General features: G+C 59.6%; 18 protein-coding genes. 5 read left to right on the top strand and 13 right to left on the bottom strand.

What is annotated here, in order from left to right; all coding sequences use genetic code 11:
- Positions 1–18 precede the first annotated feature (18 nt).
- Positions 19–150, bottom strand: coding sequence for a putative transporter small subunit (locus CQ012_RS17740; protein ID WP_219844114.1), 132 nt, complete (start codon positions 148–150; stop codon positions 19–21).
- Positions 150–1,841: a sodium:solute symporter family protein gene (locus CQ012_RS03945; protein WP_105656739.1), complete on the bottom strand. Its 1,692-nt coding sequence runs from the start codon at positions 1,839–1,841 to the stop codon at positions 150–152. The genes CQ012_RS17740 and CQ012_RS03945 overlap by 1 nt, the downstream gene beginning before the upstream one ends.
- A gap of 1,001 nt (positions 1,842–2,842) precedes the next feature.
- Between CQ012_RS03945 and CQ012_RS03950 the strand changes: the two genes are divergently transcribed.
- Positions 2,843–3,316, top strand: coding sequence for a Rieske (2Fe-2S) protein (locus CQ012_RS03950; RefSeq protein ID WP_105656740.1), 474 nt, complete (start codon positions 2,843–2,845; stop codon positions 3,314–3,316).
- A 74-nt stretch (positions 3,317–3,390) separates the two neighbouring features.
- Here the strand turns inward: CQ012_RS03950 and CQ012_RS03955 are convergent, their stop codons facing one another.
- On the bottom strand, positions 3,391–4,365 hold the full coding sequence (locus CQ012_RS03955) for an aldo/keto reductase (protein WP_105656741.1): 975 nt from the start codon (positions 4,363–4,365) through the stop codon (positions 3,391–3,393).
- Between the two features lie 135 nt (positions 4,366–4,500).
- On the opposite strand from CQ012_RS03955, the gene argG reads away from it, so the two are divergent.
- The gene (gene argG / locus CQ012_RS03960) at positions 4,501–5,928 is read left to right on the top strand and encodes an argininosuccinate synthase (protein WP_105661468.1); all 1,428 of its coding nucleotides are present in this window, start codon (positions 4,501–4,503) and stop codon (positions 5,926–5,928) included.
- Positions 5,929–6,073: 145 nt separating this feature from the next.
- Here the strand turns inward: argG and CQ012_RS03965 are convergent, their stop codons facing one another.
- The 6 genes from CQ012_RS03965 to CQ012_RS03990 all read right to left on the bottom strand — a co-directional run bounded on the left by CQ012_RS03965 (position 6,074) and on the right by CQ012_RS03990 (position 11,044).
- Entirely contained in the window at positions 6,074–6,409 is a 336-nt protein-coding gene (locus CQ012_RS03965; RefSeq protein WP_105656743.1) for a hypothetical protein, read from the bottom strand.
- Between the two features lie 21 nt (positions 6,410–6,430).
- The gene (locus CQ012_RS03970; protein WP_286134571.1) at positions 6,431–6,892 is read right to left on the bottom strand and encodes a GNAT family N-acetyltransferase; all 462 of its coding nucleotides are present in this window, start codon (positions 6,890–6,892) and stop codon (positions 6,431–6,433) included.
- A 36-nt stretch (positions 6,893–6,928) separates the two neighbouring features.
- On the bottom strand, positions 6,929–7,498 hold the full coding sequence (locus tag CQ012_RS03975; RefSeq protein WP_105656745.1) for a hypothetical protein: 570 nt from the start codon (positions 7,496–7,498) through the stop codon (positions 6,929–6,931).
- A gap of 28 nt (positions 7,499–7,526) precedes the next feature.
- Entirely contained in the window at positions 7,527–8,078 is a 552-nt protein-coding gene (locus CQ012_RS03980; RefSeq protein ID WP_286134572.1) for a DUF402 domain-containing protein, read from the bottom strand.
- A gap of 65 nt (positions 8,079–8,143) precedes the next feature.
- Complete coding sequence (gene dxs, locus CQ012_RS03985; protein WP_105656856.1) at positions 8,144–10,111, bottom strand: 1-deoxy-D-xylulose-5-phosphate synthase; 1,968 nt, start codon at positions 10,109–10,111, stop codon at positions 8,144–8,146.
- 168 nt (positions 10,112–10,279) lie between these two features.
- Positions 10,280–11,044, bottom strand: a complete 765-nt coding sequence (locus CQ012_RS03990) for a phosphotransferase (protein WP_286134573.1) — start codon at positions 11,042–11,044, stop codon at positions 10,280–10,282.
- A gap of 184 nt (positions 11,045–11,228) precedes the next feature.
- Here CQ012_RS03990 and CQ012_RS03995 point away from each other — a divergent pair, with 184 nt between their 5' ends.
- On the top strand, positions 11,229–11,843 hold the full coding sequence (locus CQ012_RS03995; RefSeq protein WP_105656748.1) for a class I SAM-dependent methyltransferase: 615 nt from the start codon (positions 11,229–11,231) through the stop codon (positions 11,841–11,843).
- A 96-nt stretch (positions 11,844–11,939) separates the two neighbouring features.
- On the opposite strand, the gene acnA is transcribed toward CQ012_RS03995, so the two are convergent.
- The 3 genes from acnA to CQ012_RS04010 form a co-directional block, all read right to left on the bottom strand.
- Positions 11,940–14,648, bottom strand: coding sequence for an aconitate hydratase AcnA (gene acnA, locus CQ012_RS04000; protein WP_105656749.1), 2,709 nt, complete (start codon positions 14,646–14,648; stop codon positions 11,940–11,942).
- Between the two features lie 191 nt (positions 14,649–14,839).
- A complete protein-coding gene (locus CQ012_RS04005) occupies positions 14,840–16,162 on the bottom strand; it encodes a class I SAM-dependent RNA methyltransferase (protein WP_105661469.1) in 1,323 nt (440 codons plus the stop codon).
- Between the two features lie 30 nt (positions 16,163–16,192).
- Positions 16,193–18,187 (bottom strand): APC family permease, encoded by a 1,995-nt coding sequence (locus CQ012_RS04010; RefSeq protein ID WP_181148801.1) that lies wholly within the window; start codon positions 18,185–18,187, stop codon positions 16,193–16,195.
- A 145-nt stretch (positions 18,188–18,332) separates the two neighbouring features.
- On the opposite strand from CQ012_RS04010, the gene CQ012_RS04015 reads away from it, so the two are divergent.
- Both CQ012_RS04015 and CQ012_RS04020 read left to right on the top strand, forming a co-directional pair.
- The gene (locus CQ012_RS04015; protein ID WP_105656751.1) at positions 18,333–19,010 is read left to right on the top strand and encodes a potassium channel family protein; all 678 of its coding nucleotides are present in this window, start codon (positions 18,333–18,335) and stop codon (positions 19,008–19,010) included.
- A 16-nt stretch (positions 19,011–19,026) separates the two neighbouring features.
- A complete protein-coding gene (locus CQ012_RS04020) occupies positions 19,027–19,692 on the top strand; it encodes a potassium channel family protein (RefSeq protein WP_105656752.1) in 666 nt (221 codons plus the stop codon).
- Here the strand turns inward: CQ012_RS04020 and CQ012_RS04025 are convergent.
- Positions 19,689–20,420, bottom strand: a complete 732-nt coding sequence (locus CQ012_RS04025; protein WP_286134105.1) for a DUF3159 domain-containing protein — start codon at positions 20,418–20,420, stop codon at positions 19,689–19,691. The two genes, CQ012_RS04020 and CQ012_RS04025, sit on opposite strands and share 4 nt — an antisense overlap.
- Positions 20,421–20,446 lie beyond the last annotated feature (26 nt).

Consider the following 20,446-nt stretch of genomic DNA (forward strand, 5'->3'; position numbering starts at 1 on the left):
CTTCGCATGCCCAGTTACTTAGATGATGTCTTCACCATTGCGACGGGCTTCCAGCCATTCCTGGATAAATCCCCTGCTGATGAAGAACAGTACTCCGGCCACTATAACTGGCCATACCAGTACGTACAGGCTCAGGAAAAACGTCGTCATTATTTGCCTCCCAGGCTCTTTGGGTCGTGTCCGGCTTCTGCAGCCCCGGTCTTTGCAGGTACTGCGTCGAAGTCACCGGTGCGTACTGCGATGACATCGAAGTCGAATTCCATCTTGGATCTGAATGACATGAGGTAGCAGACGATGGTACTTACCGAGTAGGCAACCAGCGAGGCGCTCAAGGTCGTGTAGTCGCGCAAGAATCCGAAGACGAATGGTGCGCTGGCCAGCATCGCGACGACCCCAACAATTTTGGCGACGCGCAGACCGAAGAACCCGAAGCTCATCAATGCCAAGACCACGCCAATGCCAATCACCGACAGCAACTCGATCAGCAAGCCGGTGACGCCATTGATAGGGATCAGCTCGAAGCGAACCGGGATGAAGATCGCCAGAGCAACCAGTACTGAAACGGTGAAAGCCTTGTTCGTGACCTTCTTCCAGTAGAAGCTGGCCAAAACCGGGAAGACCAGCGCGCCCCAAAGAGCTCCTACGAAGACCAGCAGGTCCAGGATGTTCAGTTGCATGCTCGCGAAAGCGACTGCCAACGCGGTGGCAACGACCATGGTCGCACGGCCAATGAGAAGCATCTTCTTCGGATCAGCCTTGTCCTTGCCTGCGACGTTCTGTCCGTACACGTCGGCCATCATGATCGAGGACAAAGCTGCCAAGTCCGAGTCAGCAGTTGACGACAGTGCACCAATGATCATGATGAAGAACAGCGCCAGCAGTACACCTGGCAGGTAGCTGGCTGCCATCTCAGGGATGAGGTTGTTCATGTCGCCACCGGATGGCTCGAACCCAATGTACAGGGCGAGCACGCCGAGCATGCCCACGCCAATGACCATCGCGCCGTAGCCGATGGTTGCAGTGATGAAAGTTGGCTTGATCAGGTCCTCGCGTACTGCGAAGAGACGCTGGGCAATGGTCTGGTTGCCAATTGCGTAGGCCAGAACAGCGGCAATGTATGGTGCGCCCTGGCCCAAGAATGCTTCAGAAGAGAAGAAATTGGACTGCTGCGGGGTCAAGTTGCTCGCACCGGTTTCGAATGCGGCCGGGAACCCTGAGGCAAAGAAGATTACTGGGACAATAATTGCTACAGCGCCGAGCATGGCAACGACCTGGACAAAGTCGGTCAATACCGAGGCACGGAATCCGGACCACAGCGTGTAGAGCAGAACGCCGCCGGCAACGGCCAGCACGCCTTGGATGAAGTTGAAGGGCGAAAGCATCGAAATCAATACGCCACCGGCAATGAAGTTGGACATCAAGGAGATGACCGAACCAACGATATTCGACCCGGCGAGCATCAGCTGGCTGGAGCGCCCATGGCGTGCGTGCATGACCTCTGCGAGCGTGTGCGCGCGTGGCGCGACCTTGCGTATCCGCTTGCCGAATGGGTAGATGAACAGAATCATCAACGCACCCCAGAGCCCATAGTGGATCGGGCCGGAGATTCCGTAGGTGTACCCGGACGTGGCCGAGGCATACATCGATGAGGCCCAGATCCAGGTAGCGGTCATGCTTGCAGCGGAAATGCCGAATCCAATTTTATTTCCCGCCGTCATGTAGTCGTCGGCGTTTTCTTTCTTCTTCCCGATTCGGGTGGAAATATAGAAGGTTCCTCCATAGAAGAACACCAATAGCAAGACAACAGTTAGGGCGCTGAACTGCACTATTTCGTTATTCACGCGCCACCTCCCTCTAATAGACAGTGATGAGATTCGCGCCGGGAGCTAAATGCTCAACCGGCGACTTATCCTGCACGTCTTCCTGCGAGATGTCATCGCAAGGGGTAAATTTCAGCTGACGCGCACAAGCCCCTGGGCCCATGAACCACTTCCCAACACTCAAGTTTCGTTCGTTTCTCATTCGTATCGTTCATCCCTAGTCACGGGGAGCACCAGCTCGTGGATTCGCTCCAGAACCTGGCGCTTTTGGCTTCACAACGTGAATCCGGACCCATGGTTTGCCTGCATCGCACTTGCGGCTAGCCATATTGGCGCGCAATGGCGCTTCGGGTCAGTTCAGGCGCGGTACTCGCGTTGGCGAATGCCGCCTGCCTTCCATCGGAGGACTGCTGCCCGGAACTCAACACGCGATTACTGCGTGGAGTAACTCAGTCGGCGATAAAATGCCGCACGGGAAAACAGCGAAAGCTCTCTCCGAAATTAGTAGCTTCAACTAACTACATACAAATATTAGCATGAATGCAAAGATATTCGAATCTTCCGCCGCAAGGCAGCGGGGCAACCCAATCACCGATCGGCCGGCAGGGGGCACGATGTTGAATCAGCCCATCGCCTGTATCAATCACGGGACTACCTTGCAGATGCGTGTAACGGTGCGCACATAAGTGCGGAAAACCGGGGTAAAAAATATCTAGTTCTGGCCGTTCTATTCCCCACTGGGAGACGGGCGGGCATGCCCCAATTACACCACCCGAAATGCCCCACCTGGATTACTAACCTCTCCAAAGTGCGGGATTCAGAGCCATGCCGAGGGAGCACCCGGCGCTATGGATACTCTCGGGACTTCGAAAACACTGCATAAATATTCATAGTATTCGATACCGCCTGGCGAACGCATGCAGACCGCTCCCCCGCCGATCAAACTCACCGCATGCCGCATCCTCCTGACGCGGACGCTTTGCTCTTAGCGCCGGCACAGAGATCTCTGCCAGAATGGGTGCATGACTGACATCGCCCGACCAGCCCGTCGTACGTTCATGTGCGCCTCGGCAGCACTTGGTTCCGCCGCACTGCTCACCGCCTGCGGTGATGGACATTCTGAAGCCGACACCCCCGAGGCATTGCCGATCCCTGAACCAACCGGAGAAGGACAGGCGCTCATGAAGGCCAAGGACCTTGCCATCGGATCGCGTGCACTCGCTCCAGCCAAGGATCCTTCCGGAAAAGAAGTAGGCGTTTTGCTCTTCCGCAAGGATGAGAAGACAGTTTTGGCCTACTCGAACGTCTGCACCCACCAGGGTTGTGCCGTGAGCCCGAAGTCCAGCAAGGAAGATTTCTACTGCGCCTGCCATGGCTCACGATTCGCACCCGCTGACGGTACCGTGGACGAAGGTCCAGCTATCGCGGCTCTGCCACGCTACGCGGCGGCAATTGAAGGTGACGACATCGTCGCCTATATCACCGCCACAGAGTAGTTTCCCAGCTCTTTTAAAGCACGAAAGGCTGAACCCGGATGGGTTCAGCCTTTCGTGCTTTCTAATTGGTTCGTTTAGAACAATGCAACCTTCTGCGGGGTCGGGAAGAGCTCATCCATCTGGACCCGTTCCGCAGCGCTCGGAACCCAACGCACCGCTGCAGCGTTGGCTCGAATCTGCTCGGGACGGGTGGCACCGGCAATCACTGAGGCCACCGGCGACTGCGCTGCCAGCCACGAAAACGCCAATTCGATCGGCGTCAGATCCCGTTCGGCGGCAAACGCATCGAATTTATCCAACTGCTCGAAATCGCTGGTTTCCACGAGATGCTGACGAGCGTGAGTCAGGCGACTGCCTTCTGGGGCATGCCCCTTGGAGTATTTCCCGGTCAGCAGGCCGTTTGCCAGCGGGAAGTAGGGCAAGACGCCCAGATCGAATTCACGAGCCGCTGGAAGCACTTCCAGTTCTGCACGGCGGTCAATCAGGTTGTAGTGATTCTGTGCCGAGACGAATCGCTCGGTTCCCAATTCACGGGCCACGTACTCCGCCTGGGCGATTTGCCAGCCGGCCCGGTTGGAATGACCGATGTAGCGAACCTTGCCGCTGGTGACTAGCTCATCCATAGCCCGCAAGGTTTCTTCGATGGGAGTGTTCGCATCTGGGGTATGGAACTGATACAGGTCGATGTAGTCGGTACCGAGCCGCTTGAGCGACGCTTCGACGGCTTTGACGATATAACGGCGCGAACCACGTGCATTGAAGTCCGGACCATTTGCGCCCTGCATATCCATGCCGAATTTGGTGGCCAGCACGATGTCATTGCGTGCTTGCCCTAGCGCTTTGCCCAGACGGATTTCGGAAAGCCCTGGTTCCTTTCCATAGACATCCGCGACATCGAAGAGCGTAATACCCGCATCAAGCGCCGCATGGATAACCGCGTCGGTTCCTTCTTGGGATTCGGTCGCAGTACCTGCGCGGCCAAGATTGTTGCAGCCTAGCCCGACGACGGAAACACTCAGGCCGCTGCGGCCTAGCTGACGGAATTCCATGGACACCTCATCTGTTGGTTTGTTCATCCGCTTCACTGAGCGACGTTATACCCATAGGCTATCCGGTAGGTAGTTGTGCTCAACATTTCACAGCACAATTCACTGCATTGCATATTTATCCATTAGGATGGAAACATGTCTAAAGTTCTTACCAATCTCCCTGTAGGCGAGCGCGTAGGTATCGCGTTCTCCGGTGGCCTCGACACCTCGGTGGCAGTAGCCTGGATGCGCGACAAGGGCGCCATCCCTTACACCTACACTGGCGACCTCGGCCAGTACGACGAGCCAGATATCGACGCTGTACCTGGCCGTGCACTGGAGTACGGTGCAGAGAACTCCCGCCTGGTTGATTGCAAGCCTGCTCTGGTTGAAGAAGGCTTCGCAGCACTCGCCTGCGGCGCTTTCCACATCCGCACTGGCGGCAAGACCTACTTCAACACCACCCCGCTGGGCCGCGCCGTCACCGGCACCCTGCTGGTCCGCGCAATGCGCGAAGATGGCGTGGATGTCTGGGGCGACGGTTCGACCTACAAGGGCAACGACATCGAGCGCTTCTACCGCTACGGCTTGATGGCCAACCCTAAGCTGCGCATCTACAAGCCATGGCTCGACCCCAACTTCGTTGCAGAGCTTGGTGGCCGCCAGGAAATGTCCGAATGGCTGCAGGAGCACGGTTTCCCTTACCGCGATTCGGCCGAAAAGGCCTACTCAACCGATGCCAACATCTGGGGCGCAACCCACGAGGCGAAGACCCTGGAACTGCTGAACAGCTCCATCGAGTCTGTTGAGCCGATCATGGGCGTGAAGTACTGGGACGAGAACGTAGAGATCAAGACCGAAGATGTCTCGGTTTCCTTCGTCGCTGGCCGCCCGGTAGCCATCAATGGCAAGGAGTTCACCGATCCGGTGGCTCTGGTCAACGAAGCTAATATCATCGGCGGACGCCATGGTCTGGGCATGAGCGACCAGATCGAGAACCGCATCATCGAGGCCAAGTCCCGTGGCATCTACGAAGCACCAGCAATGGCGCTGCTGTACATCGCCTACGAACGCCTCGTGAACGCGATCCACAACGAAGACACCGTGGCCAGCTACCACAACGAAGGCCGCCGCTTGGGCCGTCTGATGTACGAAGGCCGCTGGCTGGACCCGCAGGCCCTGATGCTGCGCGAATCGCTGCAGCGCTGGGTCGGCTCGGCCATCACCGGTACCGTCACCATCCGCTTGCGCCGTGGCGACGACTACACGATCGTGAACACCGAGGGCGAGAACCTGAGCTACCACCCGGACAAGCTTTCGATGGAGCGCGTAGGCGACGCCGCTTTCGGCCCAGTGGACCGCATCGGCCAGCTGACCATGCGCAACCTGGATATCGCGGACTCCCGCGGCCGCCTGGAGCAGTACGCCAACATGGGCCTGGTCGGCGGCACCACCGCTGAACTCGTCGGCTCGCTGGAAGCTGGCGGAGCTGATGACATCGTGAACGCAACCCAGGTTGATAGCGATGACCTGGCGACCGACCGCGCTATCGAGTCTGCTGCATTCGACGCAGGCACCGACTAGACGCCAAGGCACAGCTAGAGGATCGGCCAGGTTCTCCCTTCACGGGGAGAACCTGGCCGATCTTTTATTCTGCCCGGAAACCGGTCAGCGCAAAAAAATAGTCCCAGACGTGTGAACGTCCGGGACTAGCCTGGGTTGCAGGCTGTCAGCCCTCGATCAAGGACAGCAGCGGGCTCACCGCGATGGTGAAACCAATCAAGGAAATCAGTCGAAGTACCATGCGGACACGTGCTCCCTGCTTGGTATTCGGTTCTGGCAGGCGGAAGCCCTGTTCAACGATCCACACCAATATGGCAATGACAACTCCGGTCAAGGCAACCTGCGCTGGGGCGAGGCCAGAAAGCAGGGACACCACTCCAATGCCGATGATGACACCGACGCAAGCCTGGAAAACCAGGTGCAACGGCGTGCGGGTTGCTCCCATCCGCGGGACTTTACGCTGGGCACCGGGGGTCTCGTCCCGGTCTTCTTGTGGAATCATTTCTCCTTGTTTCCTGCTCGTTTAAACCTGTGCTTTCGCGGGGCCGCGCGAAGACACCACATCCTTGGACAACAGCAGGCCACTGCCGCCGTTAAAAACCACAGTACCGAACCGTGGAGCCCGGGCTACTTCTTCGAATCCCAGGGCACGATGAAGCGCCAAAGACGCAGTATTCTGCGCGTTGACCACGCACCATGCGGTCGAAGCGCGCTGCGCAATCCATGACAGCCTGGCCTCGGTTAGGCTTCGTGCCACGCCCCGTTGCCGGTATCCGCAGGCAACCTCGATCCCGGCAAGGTAATAGCCAGCTGGCGCCAACGGATCAGCAGGCTCCCACCAATGGGCTCGAGCCCAGCCAAGCAGCTCTCCGGCCGGGTTCTTGACGACTACCTGGCATTCACCAGCGCCCCAATTTCCAGGTTCAGCCTGACGCCCCAAACTCTCCGACAGCCGACGGATGGCCGGGTGGTCCGCTGCCTGCATTGGCTGCGTCGCAACTATGGGGCTTATCATTCGTGATCAGTCGATGGACATCGGCTTTGGTGGCATCGGGTGCGCCATCTTCAGCTTGTTCAATTCCGCATAGGGCGCAACACCGATACTCATCTTGGTGAAGTCCAGCTTGGCTTCGCGGATGCACGTCTTGATCGCAGCGACTGCAAGCTTTGGAGCTGGTGATAGGACTCGGATGTTCAGCTTTCGGTTACCGAAATCGCTGGACTCCACCGTGCCAAGTCCGCGCCATGCCAAGTGGCCGGTCAGCGCTTCCTTGGCCTTCTTGTCCAGGTACTGGTCGCGCTCGGTGCCATTTGCGGATTTCAGCGCGTACTGCACGATAACCCACGACTGATCTTCTTCCTTGATCTCTGCATAGCCTTCGGCAGCACAGGCTTCAGCGAAACCAGCGAACAATTCGTCGGCGCGGTCGGTGTTTACGTTCTGGACTTCATTGGTCTTGGACATATGTCCCACGGTGCCGTGATTGATCACGAACTGACCCAATTCATCGTCCTCGAACTGCTGGAACCATGCTTCGCGGAATTCCAGTTCGTTCTTTTCGTTCATCCGGTAGGTGCGAATGATCGCCATGTGATTACCCCTTGGGTCTACGGTGTGCTTAGTTATCTAAATTTTTGGAGGCTTCGGCAAGCTGTGCGGCTAGGCGCTCAGCCTTGGATTGCCAGGTGGCGCGGTGTTCGGCATTGAACGGTGCATCGTTGTTGATCACGGTGCCGAGCAACAGTCCAGCTTCTCTTCCAATACTACGAACTAGGGAAGCTGGATAGTTCATGCCTATTTCATGTTCGGCGAATTCATCTTCATCATCAAGGAACACGCCTTGGCTACGTGAACGAATCACGTCCAAATCCATGTCAATGGAGTTGACTTCCCAAGCGCCACGCTTCATCCGTCGCCATCCGATGTTGCTGGACAGGTCGATGTAGACATCAAAATCTTCCAGTGCATCCGCATAGAGGGTGGCAATCCACTGGCCCGAGTGTGGAATCAGGCAGAGCGCATTACTCGCTGCCAAGTGTGCGGTGCCCGGACGGGCTACCAGTGCGCCGGCCGGCTGGTGAAGCCAATGTCCGTATTTGTCCTGTCCGAGATAAAATCCGGGCACCACCCAGTGCGGGCTGGAATCATACTTCCAGGCGCGCGCTACCACCAAGGAACCCTCGGCGATAGTTTCTGGGCTACGGGGCAGGTCTACCGGGCAGCCGGACGGTGAGCTCACAGCTTCGGAATCTGACCGGTAGGCAGGTCTTGTCCAGGGAGGGGCCGGGCGAATGGAACCTTGGTTCCCAGAACCTGCGCCAGGGTATCGCGGGCTACCTGCTGTGCAGTCAGTCCAACGCGGTCCAAGACCTCAGCACGAGTTCCGTGCGCCAAGAATTCGGTAGGCAAACCTACTTCGTTCAGAGCCGTATCGACACCCGCTGCACGCATTTCGGTGCGCAAGCGCGAACCCACACCGCCGGCTCGGACGCCATCTTCGATGCAGACCACAATGCGGTGACGGGCTGCCAGTGAAATCACCGAGGTTGGCATTGGTAGAACCCAACGAGGATCCACCACGGTCACCGATACGCCCTGGCTGTTCAGTCGTTCTGCGACATCCAGCGAAAGCTCGCTCATGGCGCCCACGGAAACGATGAGAACATCCGGTGCGGAACGGTCCCCCAAGCGTGCCAGAACATCCACGCCATCTGGCAGGCGGTCCACAGCTTCGATGGGTTCACCCACCGAGCCCTTGGAGAATCGCACGACACTTGGCGCATCATTGATGTCAAGGGCTTCACGCAGTTCCTCCCGCAGGCGGTCGGCATCGCGCGGCGCAGCCAGATGCAGGTTAGGCACGATCTGGGTCAGCGCCATATCCCACATGCCGTGGTGGCTGGCGCCGTCCGGGCCGGTGACTCCAGCGCGGTCCAGCACGATGGTGACACCTGCCTTATGCAGGGCCACGTCCATCAGCAATTGGTCAAAGGCACGGTTGAGGAAGGTCGCGTAGACGCAGACCACCGGGTGCAGTCCGCCAAAGGCAAGGCCGGCGGCAGTAGTCATGGCGTGCTGTTCGGCGATGCCCACGTCAATGACGCGTTCAGGGTGTTCCTGGGACATTTTCTTCAGGCCCACTGGCTGCAGCATGGCACCGGTGATCGCCACAATGTCCTCGCGCTCGTTGGCCACCGCCGCGATCTCTTCGCCGAAGACGCTGGTCCAGCTCTGCGCGCTGGACTTGGAAACCGGCAGACCGGTGATTGGGTCGATAACGCCAACGGCGTGGAACTGGTCAGCTTCATCGGCGCGGGCCGGAGCGTAGCCGTGGCCCTTCTCAGTCAGGGCATGCACGAGCACTGGGCCCGCGTACTGCTTGGCCTGCTGCAGCGCTTCTTCTACTGCGCGCTGGTTGTGGCCATCGATCGGGCCGATGTACTTCAGGCCCAAGTCCTCGAACAGGCCTTGCGGTGCCCACCAGTCCTTGATGCCCTTCTTGGTGGCGTGAAGGGACTTGTAAGTGAAATCGCCTACTGGCCCGGATCCCTTGAGCTTGACCTTGAGCTTGTCCATGGCGTTCTCGTAGGCCGGGTGGGTACGGAACTTGTCCAGCTGCTGGCGCAGTCCCGAAAGCTGGTTGGCCAGGCCGCCGATGGTCGGGGCGTAGGAGCGGCCGTTGTCGTTGACCACGATGACTGCTTTGCGGTCCTTGTCGGCAGCGATGTTGTTGACTGCTTCCCAGGCCATGCCGCCGGTCAAGGCGCCATCGCCCACCAGGGCTACGGCGTAGCGGTCATTGTTATTCATCAGCTTGTTGGCGCGGGAAATTCCATCAACCCACGACAGCGAGGAGGAAGCATGGGAGGACTCAACCACATCGTGTTCTGATTCACCGCGGTCAGGGTAGCCCGACAGGCCTCCTTGCTGGCGCAAGGTCTCGAAATTCTGGCGTCCGGTAACCAACTTGTGCACATACGACTGGTGTCCCGTATCGAAGACGATGGAGTCAGTTGGGGAATCGAAGACACGATGGATGCCCAAGGTCAGCTCGATAACACCGAGATTGGGACCCAAATGGCCGCCAGTACGAGCAACATTGTCGATGAGGAAGCCGCGGATTTCCTCCGCCAAGTCGTCGAGCTGCTCGAGGGTAAGCGCCCGCAGGTCACTTGGTTTCTTGATGGTCTTCAATAAAGACACGTTCATCCCCTTCACAAATTCGCCGACAATAGGCTGGAAAGCCCATGCGAAATACCTAGTTTACCGCGTTCAAGGCTTCTTTCATTATCCGTCAACGTCCGTGCTGGTGCTAATTTCCTAGCAATGACGTTCACTACCCCGAACGCATGTGCCCGTTCGCGTGCGAGCCTAGTTGCGGTCCAGCGTATCGGCCAGCATTTGCAGCCCTTGCGCTTCGAAGGATTCATCTCCAACTTCATAAGACCAGACGGCCGTGCCCAGGCCTTCACGTAGTTGCATCATTTTCCATGATAATTCTTCGCGCGGATCATAGCCGTAGCCCTGAAGGAAGGCTTGTTCCAGCTCCGGATGCCCCACCCACTGCTGTAGTGAGAGTCGCGCGAAGTCGCTGGAAGCTGGACGGAATTCAAAACGTCCAAAATCAATGACTTTCAGTTTTCCTTGGTCTACGAGCCAATTACGAGGCTGCCAGTCTCCGTGCGTTGGGACGACGGCCACGGATTTAGGCTCGTAGCTGGTGAACAGGTCCCTGATCTGCCGGCACCGTGAAGCACCAATGCGGTGCTTGCGTTCAAGCAGCTGAAGGAATTTTGCCGTCAGCCGGGCTTCGTAGCCATGAGCAACACGCTGTTCTTGATCGTGCAGCAACCTGAGCGCGTGTCCCGCCTGTCGATGCGAATCCGGCGCGTATTCATGTTCTGTCCCTACGCACAGTTCTCCGGGTTGGTAGTCCAGCACTGCCAGGCGGTGCACATCGCTTGAAAAACGCAGCCGCGCGGCCAGCCCGGCTTCGGCAAGTACACGCGTGTACCGGCGATGTGCTTCCAGCTCCCGGATGATGTGATGGTTGCTTTCGCCCGCGGTCTTGAGCACGAAGTGCTTTCCGGCTGCATCCAAATGGAGGACTTTAATGTCTGTCAGCCCCCAAGACATGTCCGAAACGACTGTTGCCTCTCCGAGCCAGGAACGCACTTGGTGCACTTGGCCCGCATTCAGCAGATCTTCAAGGGCAGGTGACGTCATCGGAAGTTCCTCTCCGCCAACAGTTTTCTGGAAGTGATTCCCGAGTCTAGCAATTGATCTCCAGGCTCCCTGCGGGCGGCGCTAAGCTGAGCGTATGCCATCTTCCTTCGATCCTCATCACGTCTCAGCGAGTTATTCGAGTCTCGCCAGCGCCTATATCGATCTGTTCGCTTCGCCCGAGCAGGCGGAGCTTGAAGACCGGGAGCTGATTGCGGCGTGGGCGGGGCAGCTGGAGGGGCCGGTCCTGGACGCTGGCTGCGGGCCTGGGCATTGGACACAGTTCATCGCCGATGCCCATCGGCCGGCTACAGGCGTTGACCTCGTTCCGGAGTTTCTGCACTTCGCACGGCGCAACTTCCAGAAGCCCGATTTCCTGCGTGCGGACTTGGCACAGTTGCCGTTCGAAGACCACCATTTTTCCGGGGTGCTCGCCTGGTACTCGGTAATCCATGCTCCTCCAGCCGAGCTTCCGCAGCTGTTGGGCGAGTTTGCCCGGGTGCTCAAGCCACGCGGCAAGCTGCTGCTCGGATTCTTTGCCGGGGATCAGCTAGAAGCCTTTGGCCACCAGGTCGCCCCGGCCTGGTATTGGCCGCCCGGGGAATTGGAGCTGTTGTTGGAAACGTCAGGCTTCAGCGTGCTGGAAGTTGGCACCCGCACCCGGTCCACGGCCCGCACCCATGGTCAGCTGAGTGCGCAAAAGGCTGGTTAAAAACCTGAGACCCAAGGCAATTGCCTTGGGTCTCAGGTTTTCCCGCGATGCGGAACTACTTAGAGATTCGCTTCGACCGGAGCCGAGGTGGATCTGCTAGTTGGCAGCGGCGATCTGGCGCAGTACGTACTGCAGGATGCCACCGTTGCGGTAGTAGTCAGCTTCACCTGGGGTGTCGATGCGCAGAACTGCGTCGAACTCGGTAACCTTGCCGTCTTGTGCGGTTGCGGTAACCTTCAGGGTCTTCGGGGTGGTGCCGTTGTTCAGCTCGGTCACGCCGGAGACAGCGAAGGTCTCGGTTCCGGTCAGACCCAGCGAATCAGCGGATTCGCCCTCTGGGAACTGCAGCGGCAGAACGCCCATGCCGATCAGGTTCGAGCGGTGGATACGCTCGAATGATTCGGTGATGACGGCCTTGACGCCCAGCAATGCGGTGCCCTTGGCAGCCCAGTCACGCGAGGAGCCCGAGCCGTATTCCTTGCCGCCAAGAACGACCAGCGGGGTGCCGGCAGCCTTGTAGTTCTCTGCAGCGTCGTAGACGTAAGCCTGCGGAGCATCAGCCTGGGTGAAGTCGCGGGTGAAGCCACCCTCGACGCCGTCCAGCAGCTGGTTCTTGATGCGGATGTTGGCGAAGGTACCGCGGATCATGACTTCGTGGTTGCCACGGCGCGAGCCGTAGGAGTTGAAGTCCTTGCGATCCACGCCGTTCTCGATCAGGTAGCGGCCAGCCGGGGTTTCCGACTTGAACGAACCTGCAGGCGAGATGTGGTCGGTGGTCACCGAGTCGCCCAGCTTCAGCAGCACGCGTGCGCCGCTGATGTCCTGGACTGGCTGCGGCTCGGCGGTCATGCCGTCGAAGTACGGTGCCTTGCGTGCGTAGGTCGACTTCTCGTCCCATGCGAAGGTCGAACCCTCCGGGGTGTCCAGTGCCTTCCAGCGAGCGTCGCCTTCGAAGACTCCGTCGTAGCCCTTGGCGAACATTTCCTTGTCGATCGACGAGTCAATGATCTCCTGGACCTCGACAGGCGATGGCCAGATGTCCTTCAGGAAGACATCGTTGCCCTCGGCGTCCTGGCCCAGTGCGTCGGTCTCGAAGTCGAAGTCCATGGTGCCAGCCAGTGCGTAGGCGATGACCAGTGGCGGGGAAGCCAGGTAGTTCATCTTCACGTCTGGGTTGATGCGGCCTTCGAAGTTGCGGTTGCCCGAAAGAACTGCGGTAGCTGCGAGGTCGTTGGCGTTGATGGCCTCGGAGATCTCGGCATCCAATGGACCGGAGTTGCCGATGCACGTTGCGCAACCGTAGCCAACAACGAAGAAGCCGAGCTTCTCCAGGTATGGCAGCAGGCCGGACTTCTCGTAGTACTCGGTAACGACCTTCGAGCCTGGCGCGACCGAAGTCTTGACCCATGGCTTGGAGGTCAGGCCCTTGTCAGCTGCGTTGCGAGCCAGTACGGCTGCGGCCAGCATGACCGAAGGGTTGGAGGTGTTCGTGCACGAGGTGATCGAAGCGATCGAAACCAGGCCGTGGTCCAGGGTGAACTGGGTGCCATCTTCCTTGGTGACATCGACGGCTACCGACGGGCGGCCAGCGCCCTGGGTGTCTTCGGCGTTCGATACGTAGTTGTGCAGGTCCTTGCGGAACTGTTCCTTCGAGGAAGACAGCTCGATGCGGTCCTGTGGACGCTTCGGGCCGGCGATCGATGGAACCACGGTCGACAGATCCAGCTCGAGGTATTCCGAGAAACGGATCTCGCGGCTTGGATCGTGCCACATGCCCTGTTCCTTGGCGTAAGCCTCGACCAGTGCCACGTTCTCGTCGCTGCGGCCGGTCAGGCGCAGGTAGTCGAGGGTGACATCGTCGATCGGGAACATCGCGGCAGTGGAGCCGAATTCTGGGGACATGTTGCCGATGGTTGCACGGTTGGCCAGTGGCACTGCTGCCACGCCTTCGCCGTAGAACTCAACGAACTTGCCAACAACGCCGTGCTTGCGCAGCATTTCGGTGATGGTCAGCACCACGTCGGTTGCGGTGGCGCCAGCTGGGATCGAGCCAGCCAGCTTGAAGCCGACAACGCGTGGGATCAGCATGGAGACAGGCTGGCCGAGCATTGCTGCCTCGGCTTCGATGCCGCCAACGCCCCAACCCAGCACGCCCAGGCCGTTGACCATGGTGGTGTGGGAGTCGGTGCCTACGCAGCTATCCGGGTAAGCGCGCAGTACGCCGTTGACCTCGCGGGTCATGACGGTGCGTGCCAGGTACTCGATGTTGACCTGGTGCACGATACCGGTGCCCGGTGGGACGACCTTGAAGTCATCGAATGCAGTCTGGCCCCAGCGCAGGAACTGGTAACGCTCGCCGTTGCGCTGGTACTCGATCTCCATGTTGCGCTCGACAGCGCCTTCGAAACCGAAGGTGTCGATCTGCACGGAGTGGTCGATGACCATTTCGGCTGGTGCCAGCGGGTTAACGCGGGTTGGGTCACCGCCGAGGTCCTTGACGGCCTCGCGCATGGTTGCCAAGTCAACGACACAAGGCACGCCGGTGAAGTCCTGCATCAGCACACGTGCAGGGGTGAACTGGATTTCGGTGTTCGGCTGAGCCGAAGCATCCCACTGACCCAGTGCATTGATGTGCTCGTTGGTTACGTTCGCGCCGTCTTCGGTGCGAAGCAGGTTCTCAAGAAGAACCTTAAGGCTGTAAGGAAGGCTGTCCGAGCCTTCAACCGTATTTAGTCGGTAAATTTCGTATTCGGTTCCATTGACGTCAAGTACGCCCTTGGCACCGAAGCTGTCCACATTGCTCACGTGGGACTCCTCTCGCCAGACACTCATTCTGTTGCACACGCACACTGTAATTCCAGTTAGGAGTTCCTAACTGAGATAGTCAGGCTCCTAGCGTGGCAGAGCTAAAAACAGTCTATCGCCTAAGCTCATAAAAAGACTCCTCGGAATAAATTTTCATCCGAATTCGTGTCTAATCGGACAATTTCAGGTGTTTAACGGCGCACGAAGAGCCCGATGGACTCCATATGGTGGGTATGCGGGTACAAATCGTGAATCTCCATATGCTCTAATTCGTAGCCGCGGCCCATCAAACGCGCGGTATCACGGGCGAAAGCCGCAGGGTCGCAGGACACGTAACAAATCCGGGATGCAGCAATGGAAGCCAGCTCCGCAGCCACCTGCTTATCGATCCCGGTGCGGGGCGGGTCAAGTACCACGGCGTCCAGGGAGGCATCCCCGGCGACCTGCCGTAACACTCGCTCAACACGGCCTCGGATCACCGTGGCCTGCGAATAGGAGCGCAGATTCTTCTTCGCATCGGCATGCGTGCCCGGAGCGCCTTCAATTGAGAAGACCCGGCCCTGGGAGCCAACTGCCTTAGCCAACGGGACGGAGAACAAGCCAGCACCCGCATAGAGGTCGGCGATTTGCTCGCCAGCGGCTGGCTCGGTCAGTTCAACTACGCGCTGGGAAAGCAGGCTGGCCGCCTCTCGATGCACCTGCCAGAAGCCTTCACCGGTAATCCGGAACTTCTCCCCCAGTACCTTTTCGGTCAGGAACGCCGAACCAGCCAAGGTCTGCAAGCTGCCTTTGCCGTCAGCCGCCGCGCCGCCCCGCTGGCTGAAAGCGGCGACATTGACACCCTCCGGGAACTGCTTTGCCACCTTTGCCGCGGCGCCGGTACTTGCTTCAGCCAGCAGGATCAACACGGTCTGGTCATCCTGGCTGGATACCGCAGCCTCGACACGCTCGATTCCGCTGTAGTCCACAGAGTACAAGCCGGTGGCCTCGATAGCCGGATGGGCCAATGGCATCTGCGCGATGCCGGTCAACTGGTTACTGCGGAATGCGCTCATCGCGAGCTTGCCCTGTGCGTCCACCGAATAGGACATCCGGGTACGCCAGCCCAGGCCGTCGGCCGCGCCCTTGACCGCTTGCACCGCAGGGAAGTTGTAGTCCTCCGCCTTCAGGCCGCCTAGACGGGTCATCTGCTCGGCAGCAACCTGCGACTTGAGCTCACGCTGGTGCTCAAGGGTGATGTGGCCGAACTCTGCGCCACCCACCGGGTCACGATGCTTCAGGGCATCAGCGGCATCCCAGAAGTGGGGCACGCGGTGCTCGCTGGCTTCGAGCACCTCGGCGACGTCGGCACGCCAGAATTTGGCCTCCGGCGCACTGTCCGTCAGGCGCACATTCACCAACTCTCCGGGAATGCCGTGGCGCACGAAGATCACGCGGCCCTCATGGCGGGCGACGGTGTGGCCGCCATGGGCAATCTTGCCCAGGCGGACGGTGAGCATTGGTGTTTCAGTCATCGATCTTGTCTTTCATCAGAAGCATTGAATTCAGCGGTGTGCCGAAGATTCTTCGGTCGGCCCGCCGCCCAGGGCATGCGAAGCACTGAGCAAGCGCCATGGAACCGAGGCGATCAAGACGCCCGGTTCATAGTGCAGCCGGTTTTTCACTCGTAAAGCGGTTTGGTTGTGCACCAGCTGTTCCCACCAGTGGCCCACTACGTATTCAGGGATGTACACGACGATCAGTTCCCGCGGGGATTCACGCTTGATGGAACGAATATGCTCAATCAGCGCCCCGGGGATATCGCGGTACGGAGAAGCCAGGGCGGTGATCGGCACCGGAATCTGCAGGCGTTCCCAGTCCCGGAGGGTCTTTTCGGTTTTGCTTCGTTCCACATCCACGATGATTGCTTCGAGCTTCGAGGGACGCGAAGCTCGGGCGAAGGCCAAGGCCCGCAGCACCGGCTTGCGCACGGTGGAGACCAGCACCAGTGCATGCACCCGGGAGGGCAAGGCCGTGGCGGCAACGTCCTCATCCACCGCCAGCTCGTCGTCAACCTTCTGGTAGTGGCGCTGCAGTGAATCCATGATCAGCATCAAGGCCGCAATGCCCAGCACGGCCAACCACGCGCCGTGGACCAAGCGGGTGGCCAAGACGACCACCAGCACCAGTGCCGATAGGACCAGGCCCACCAGGTTCAGCAGGCGCTTGCGCTGCTTGGCCGCACGGATCCTGCGGTCGGCAATGGGAACCAGCACGCGTTTCCAGTGCTTGAGCATGGCCAGCTGGCTGAGCGTAAAGGAAACGAACACGCCCACCACGTACAGCTGGACCAGCAAGGTGACATCGCCTTGGAACAGCAGCACCAGTGCAATCGCGGCAACGCCCAGGGACAATATGCCGTTGGAGAAGCCCAGCCGATCACCGCGGGTACGCAGCTGGCGTGGCAGGAAGCCGTCGGTAGCCAGATGGCTGGCCAGCAGGGGGAAGGAGTTGAAGGCCTGGTTTCCGGCCAGCAGCAGCACGGCAATGGTCAGCACCGAAACAATGACCAGGCCGAAGGTGAAATCGCCGAACACGGCTTGCGCCAGCTGGCCAAGGACCGGGACCTGCACAAACCCTTCAGGGATCGGGGCACCGTCGAGCAAGAATGAGGCCTGCGGGTCGGCGACGACCTTGATGCCGGTGGCACGGGCAAGCATCAGCGTGCCAAGTGTCAGCACCCCGGAGAGCAGGCCCAGCACCAGCAGGATCCGCGCCGCGTTCTTGGCCCGCGGCTTGGCCAGGGTCTGCACGTTCGAGATCGGGACCTCGATACCGGTCAGCGCCGCCGAACCCGTACTGAAAGCACGCAGGATCAGCAATGCACCGACGACACCGTGCAGCCCATTGGCAAACTCTTCTTCCGGCACAATCGTGAAATCCGCGCTCGGGGCAAGCCCGAGGGTACCGGTCAGCGCCATCACCCCGCCGATAGCGACCAGCAGCAGCATGCCGATCACGAAGAGGTAGACCGGAATGGCCAGGGTCCAGCGCCCTTGTCCCCTGCCGCGCAGATTACCGACCACGAGGAATGCGACAAGTCCAGCAGCCACCCAAGCCTTGTACTCGGCCACTGCAGGGAAAATGGCGGCGAGATACAGGGCAGCTGATGAGCTGGACACAGCAACGGTGAGCACGAAGTCGACCAGCAGCGCAGCGGCGACCGCTGTTCCCGGGCGCGCACCCAGGTTCTTCTTCACGATCTCGTAGTCGCCACCGCCAGAGGGGTACTCCATGACCGATTGCCGGTAGGACAGCACCAGCACCACCAGCACGGCAAGGACAGCAAGTCCGACCATCGGCGAAAGCGCGGTGGCCGCGATGCCCGCAATGGCCAGGGTCAGCAAGATTTCGTCTGGCGCGTACGCCAAGGACGACAGGGCGCTGGACGAGAAAATCGGCAACGCGACGTTAGGTGGCAACGGCTTCTTTTTCAGCTGTTCAGTTCTGAAAGGCCGGCCCACCAAGATCCGCTTCAGACCGTCAAATAATGCAGGCACGACACAACGTTATCGCAGGGTGCAAGGCACATGGGTGCTGCACCACCGATAAACTGGGTGCGATCAGCGCTATTGTTGCATTCGGAGCACACAGCTTGTGTGCGCCACTGGACATGCAGCAAGCAGTAGACCCAAGGAGTTCTCGGTGGCACATTTCGTGATCATGGGGTGCGGACGCGTCGGTGTCTCGCTAGCCCACACGCTGGATTCAGCGGGGCATTCCGTGGCAGTCATTGACCAGGACCCGCATGCCTTCCGCCGGCTGAGCAAAGGCTTCTCAGGTTCCACGGTGACCGGCATGGGGTTCGACAAGGACACCCTGGAAGCTGCCAAAATCGATGAGGCCTATGCTTTCGCCGCCGTATCCAGCGGTGATAATTCCAACATTCTCGCCACTCGCGTATCGCGCGAAACCTACAACGTCCCCCATGTCGTGGCCCGCATCTACGATCCAGGGCGCGCCGAGATCTACCAGCGCCTGGGTATCCCCACCGTGGCCGCGGTCCGTTGGAGCACCGATCAGGTGCTGCGCCGGATCCTGCCCGACTATTCGATGCGCGGTGACTTCCGGGAGCCATCGGGGCGCCTGATGCTTTCCGAAGTTGCCCTGCACCGCGACTGGTATGGACGGCTGGTCAAGGAGCTGGAAGCGGCCGCCGGGGTACGAGTGGCCTATCTGACCCGCTTCGGCGAAGGCACCATCCCCGAGAGCCGCACCCGATTGCAGGGCGGCGACCTGGTGCACGTGATGATGCGGCTCGATGAGTCCAAGGACATCGAAAAGATCCTTGCCAGCCCGCCGGCTGCGCAGGCCAACGAATAATCTGAGAGGCACCCCCATGAAGGTCATGATTGCCGGGGCCGGCTCGGTCGGTTCCTCCATTGCCCGCGAACTTGTGATCAACCATCACGAAGTCCTGCTTATCGACCTGCAGCCGGAAATGGCCGAGCGCGCCGACCTGGAAGCGGTGAAGTGGCTGATTGGCGATGCCTGCGAATTAGCTGTCTTGCAGCAGGCACAGCTGGAAGAGTACGACGTGGTCGTTTCGGCAACCGGCGATGACAAGGTGAACCTTGTGGTCTCGTTGCTGGCCAAGAGCGAATTCGGCATCCGGCGCACCGTAGGCCGCGTGAACAATCCGAAGAATGAGTGGATGTTCGATGACGCCTGGGGCGTAGATGTAGCGGTCAGCACCCCGCGGCTGATGACCGCGCTGGTGGAAGAAGCCGTGGAGGTGGGCGACCTGGTGCGGCTGCTGACGCTGAAGACCGGAGAGGTCTACATGGTCGAGTTCACCGTCCCGCACGATTCGGCGTTGATTGGCCGCAGCATCGGGCGCATCTCCTGGCCCGAAGACACCACCATGATGGCAGTGGTTCGCGATAAAACGCCGTTCCCGCCCAGTGCCGATGATGTGATTGAGGGTGGCGATGAAATCTTCTTCATCACCACCCCGCAAGCCGAAGCCTTGTTGCGCCGCACGCTTCGCGACGCCACCCGCTAGACGGCTTGTGCTGGAGGGCTGGTCCCGTTGCTGGCTTCTGCTGCAGGCTTCGAGACCAGCCAGGCGAACCAGAGCCCCGCTGCATACAGCGGCACCCCCATCAAGGCGCGGGCCAAGCCCAAGGCCACGACGTCATCTGCGATGTACATCGGGATCTGCACTGCAAGGCGCAGCGCGAAAACAGCAATGATGATCCAGGTGGCCACCTGGTAGCGGCGCAAGCGCGCGGGTTTCTTGCGCCACTCGGTGCCTTCATTGCGGATGAACCCGAAGAGCAGGCCGATCAGCGGCCAGCGGGCCATCACCGAAATCAGCAATCCCGCCAAGTAGGCGGCCGATACGTAGAACCCTGGAATGTAGTAGTCCTTGGCATTGCCTGAATTGCGTGCGGCGAAGGCGCAGATCAGGATGCCGATCAGCCCGGAGCCGGCCTGGATCAGCGTCGAGCGCTTGGCTAGGCGGATGATCATGAACACCACGCCAAGACTGATCGAAGCGATCAGCCCCCAGCCCAGATTGGAGGTCAGCGCGAAGACCATGATGAACACGAAACCGGGAAGCACCGTTTCCAGGATTCCGCGCACGCCACCGACGGTGGAGAGCAGATCTATCCCGCCGTCGGCATTTTGCGCGATGTTGGCGTTCGAGCCAATCATTTCCGCGAAGCTTGGATGCTTTGCTTCCGGCGTGGATCCATCTTCCGGACGCGATTCGTCGTTGTTCATCATGTTTTCTTCCAGTTAGACGCCAGCAT

Origin of the sequence: Arthrobacter sp. MYb214 (assembly GCF_002979865.1) — a bacterium.
GTDB lineage: Bacteria > Actinomycetota > Actinomycetes > Actinomycetales > Micrococcaceae > Glutamicibacter.

Excerpts from the sequence above, each read along its gene's own strand:
- CQ012_RS17740 (WP_219844114.1), bottom strand. The coding sequence starts at position 150 with ATGACGACGTTTTTCCTGAGCCTGTACGTACTGGTATGGCCAGTTATA.
- CQ012_RS03950 (WP_105656740.1), top strand. The coding sequence starts at position 2,843 with ATGACTGACATCGCCCGACCAGCCCGTCGTACGTTCATGTGCGCCTCG.
- CQ012_RS03955 (WP_105656741.1), bottom strand. The coding sequence starts at position 4,365 with ATGGAATTCCGTCAGCTAGGCCGCAGCGGCCTGAGTGTTTCCGTCGTC.
- argG (WP_105661468.1), top strand. The coding sequence starts at position 4,501 with ATGTCTAAAGTTCTTACCAATCTCCCTGTAGGCGAGCGCGTAGGTATC.
- CQ012_RS03965 (WP_105656743.1), bottom strand. The coding sequence starts at position 6,409 with ATGATTCCACAAGAAGACCGGGACGAGACCCCCGGTGCCCAGCGTAAA.
- CQ012_RS03970 (WP_286134571.1), bottom strand. The coding sequence starts at position 6,892 with ATGCAGGCAGCGGACCACCCGGCCATCCGTCGGCTGTCGGAGAGTTTG.
- CQ012_RS03975 (WP_105656745.1), bottom strand. The coding sequence starts at position 7,498 with ATGGCGATCATTCGCACCTACCGGATGAACGAAAAGAACGAACTGGAA.
- CQ012_RS03990 (WP_286134573.1), bottom strand. The coding sequence starts at position 11,044 with ATGTCTTGGGGGCTGACAGACATTAAAGTCCTCCATTTGGATGCAGCC.
- CQ012_RS03995 (WP_105656748.1), top strand. The coding sequence starts at position 11,229 with ATGCCATCTTCCTTCGATCCTCATCACGTCTCAGCGAGTTATTCGAGT.
- CQ012_RS04005 (WP_105661469.1), bottom strand. The coding sequence starts at position 16,162 with ATGACTGAAACACCAATGCTCACCGTCCGCCTGGGCAAGATTGCCCAT.
- CQ012_RS04020 (WP_105656752.1), top strand. The coding sequence starts at position 19,027 with ATGAAGGTCATGATTGCCGGGGCCGGCTCGGTCGGTTCCTCCATTGCC.
- CQ012_RS04025 (WP_286134105.1), bottom strand. The coding sequence starts at position 20,420 with ATGATGAACAACGACGAATCGCGTCCGGAAGATGGATCCACGCCGGAA.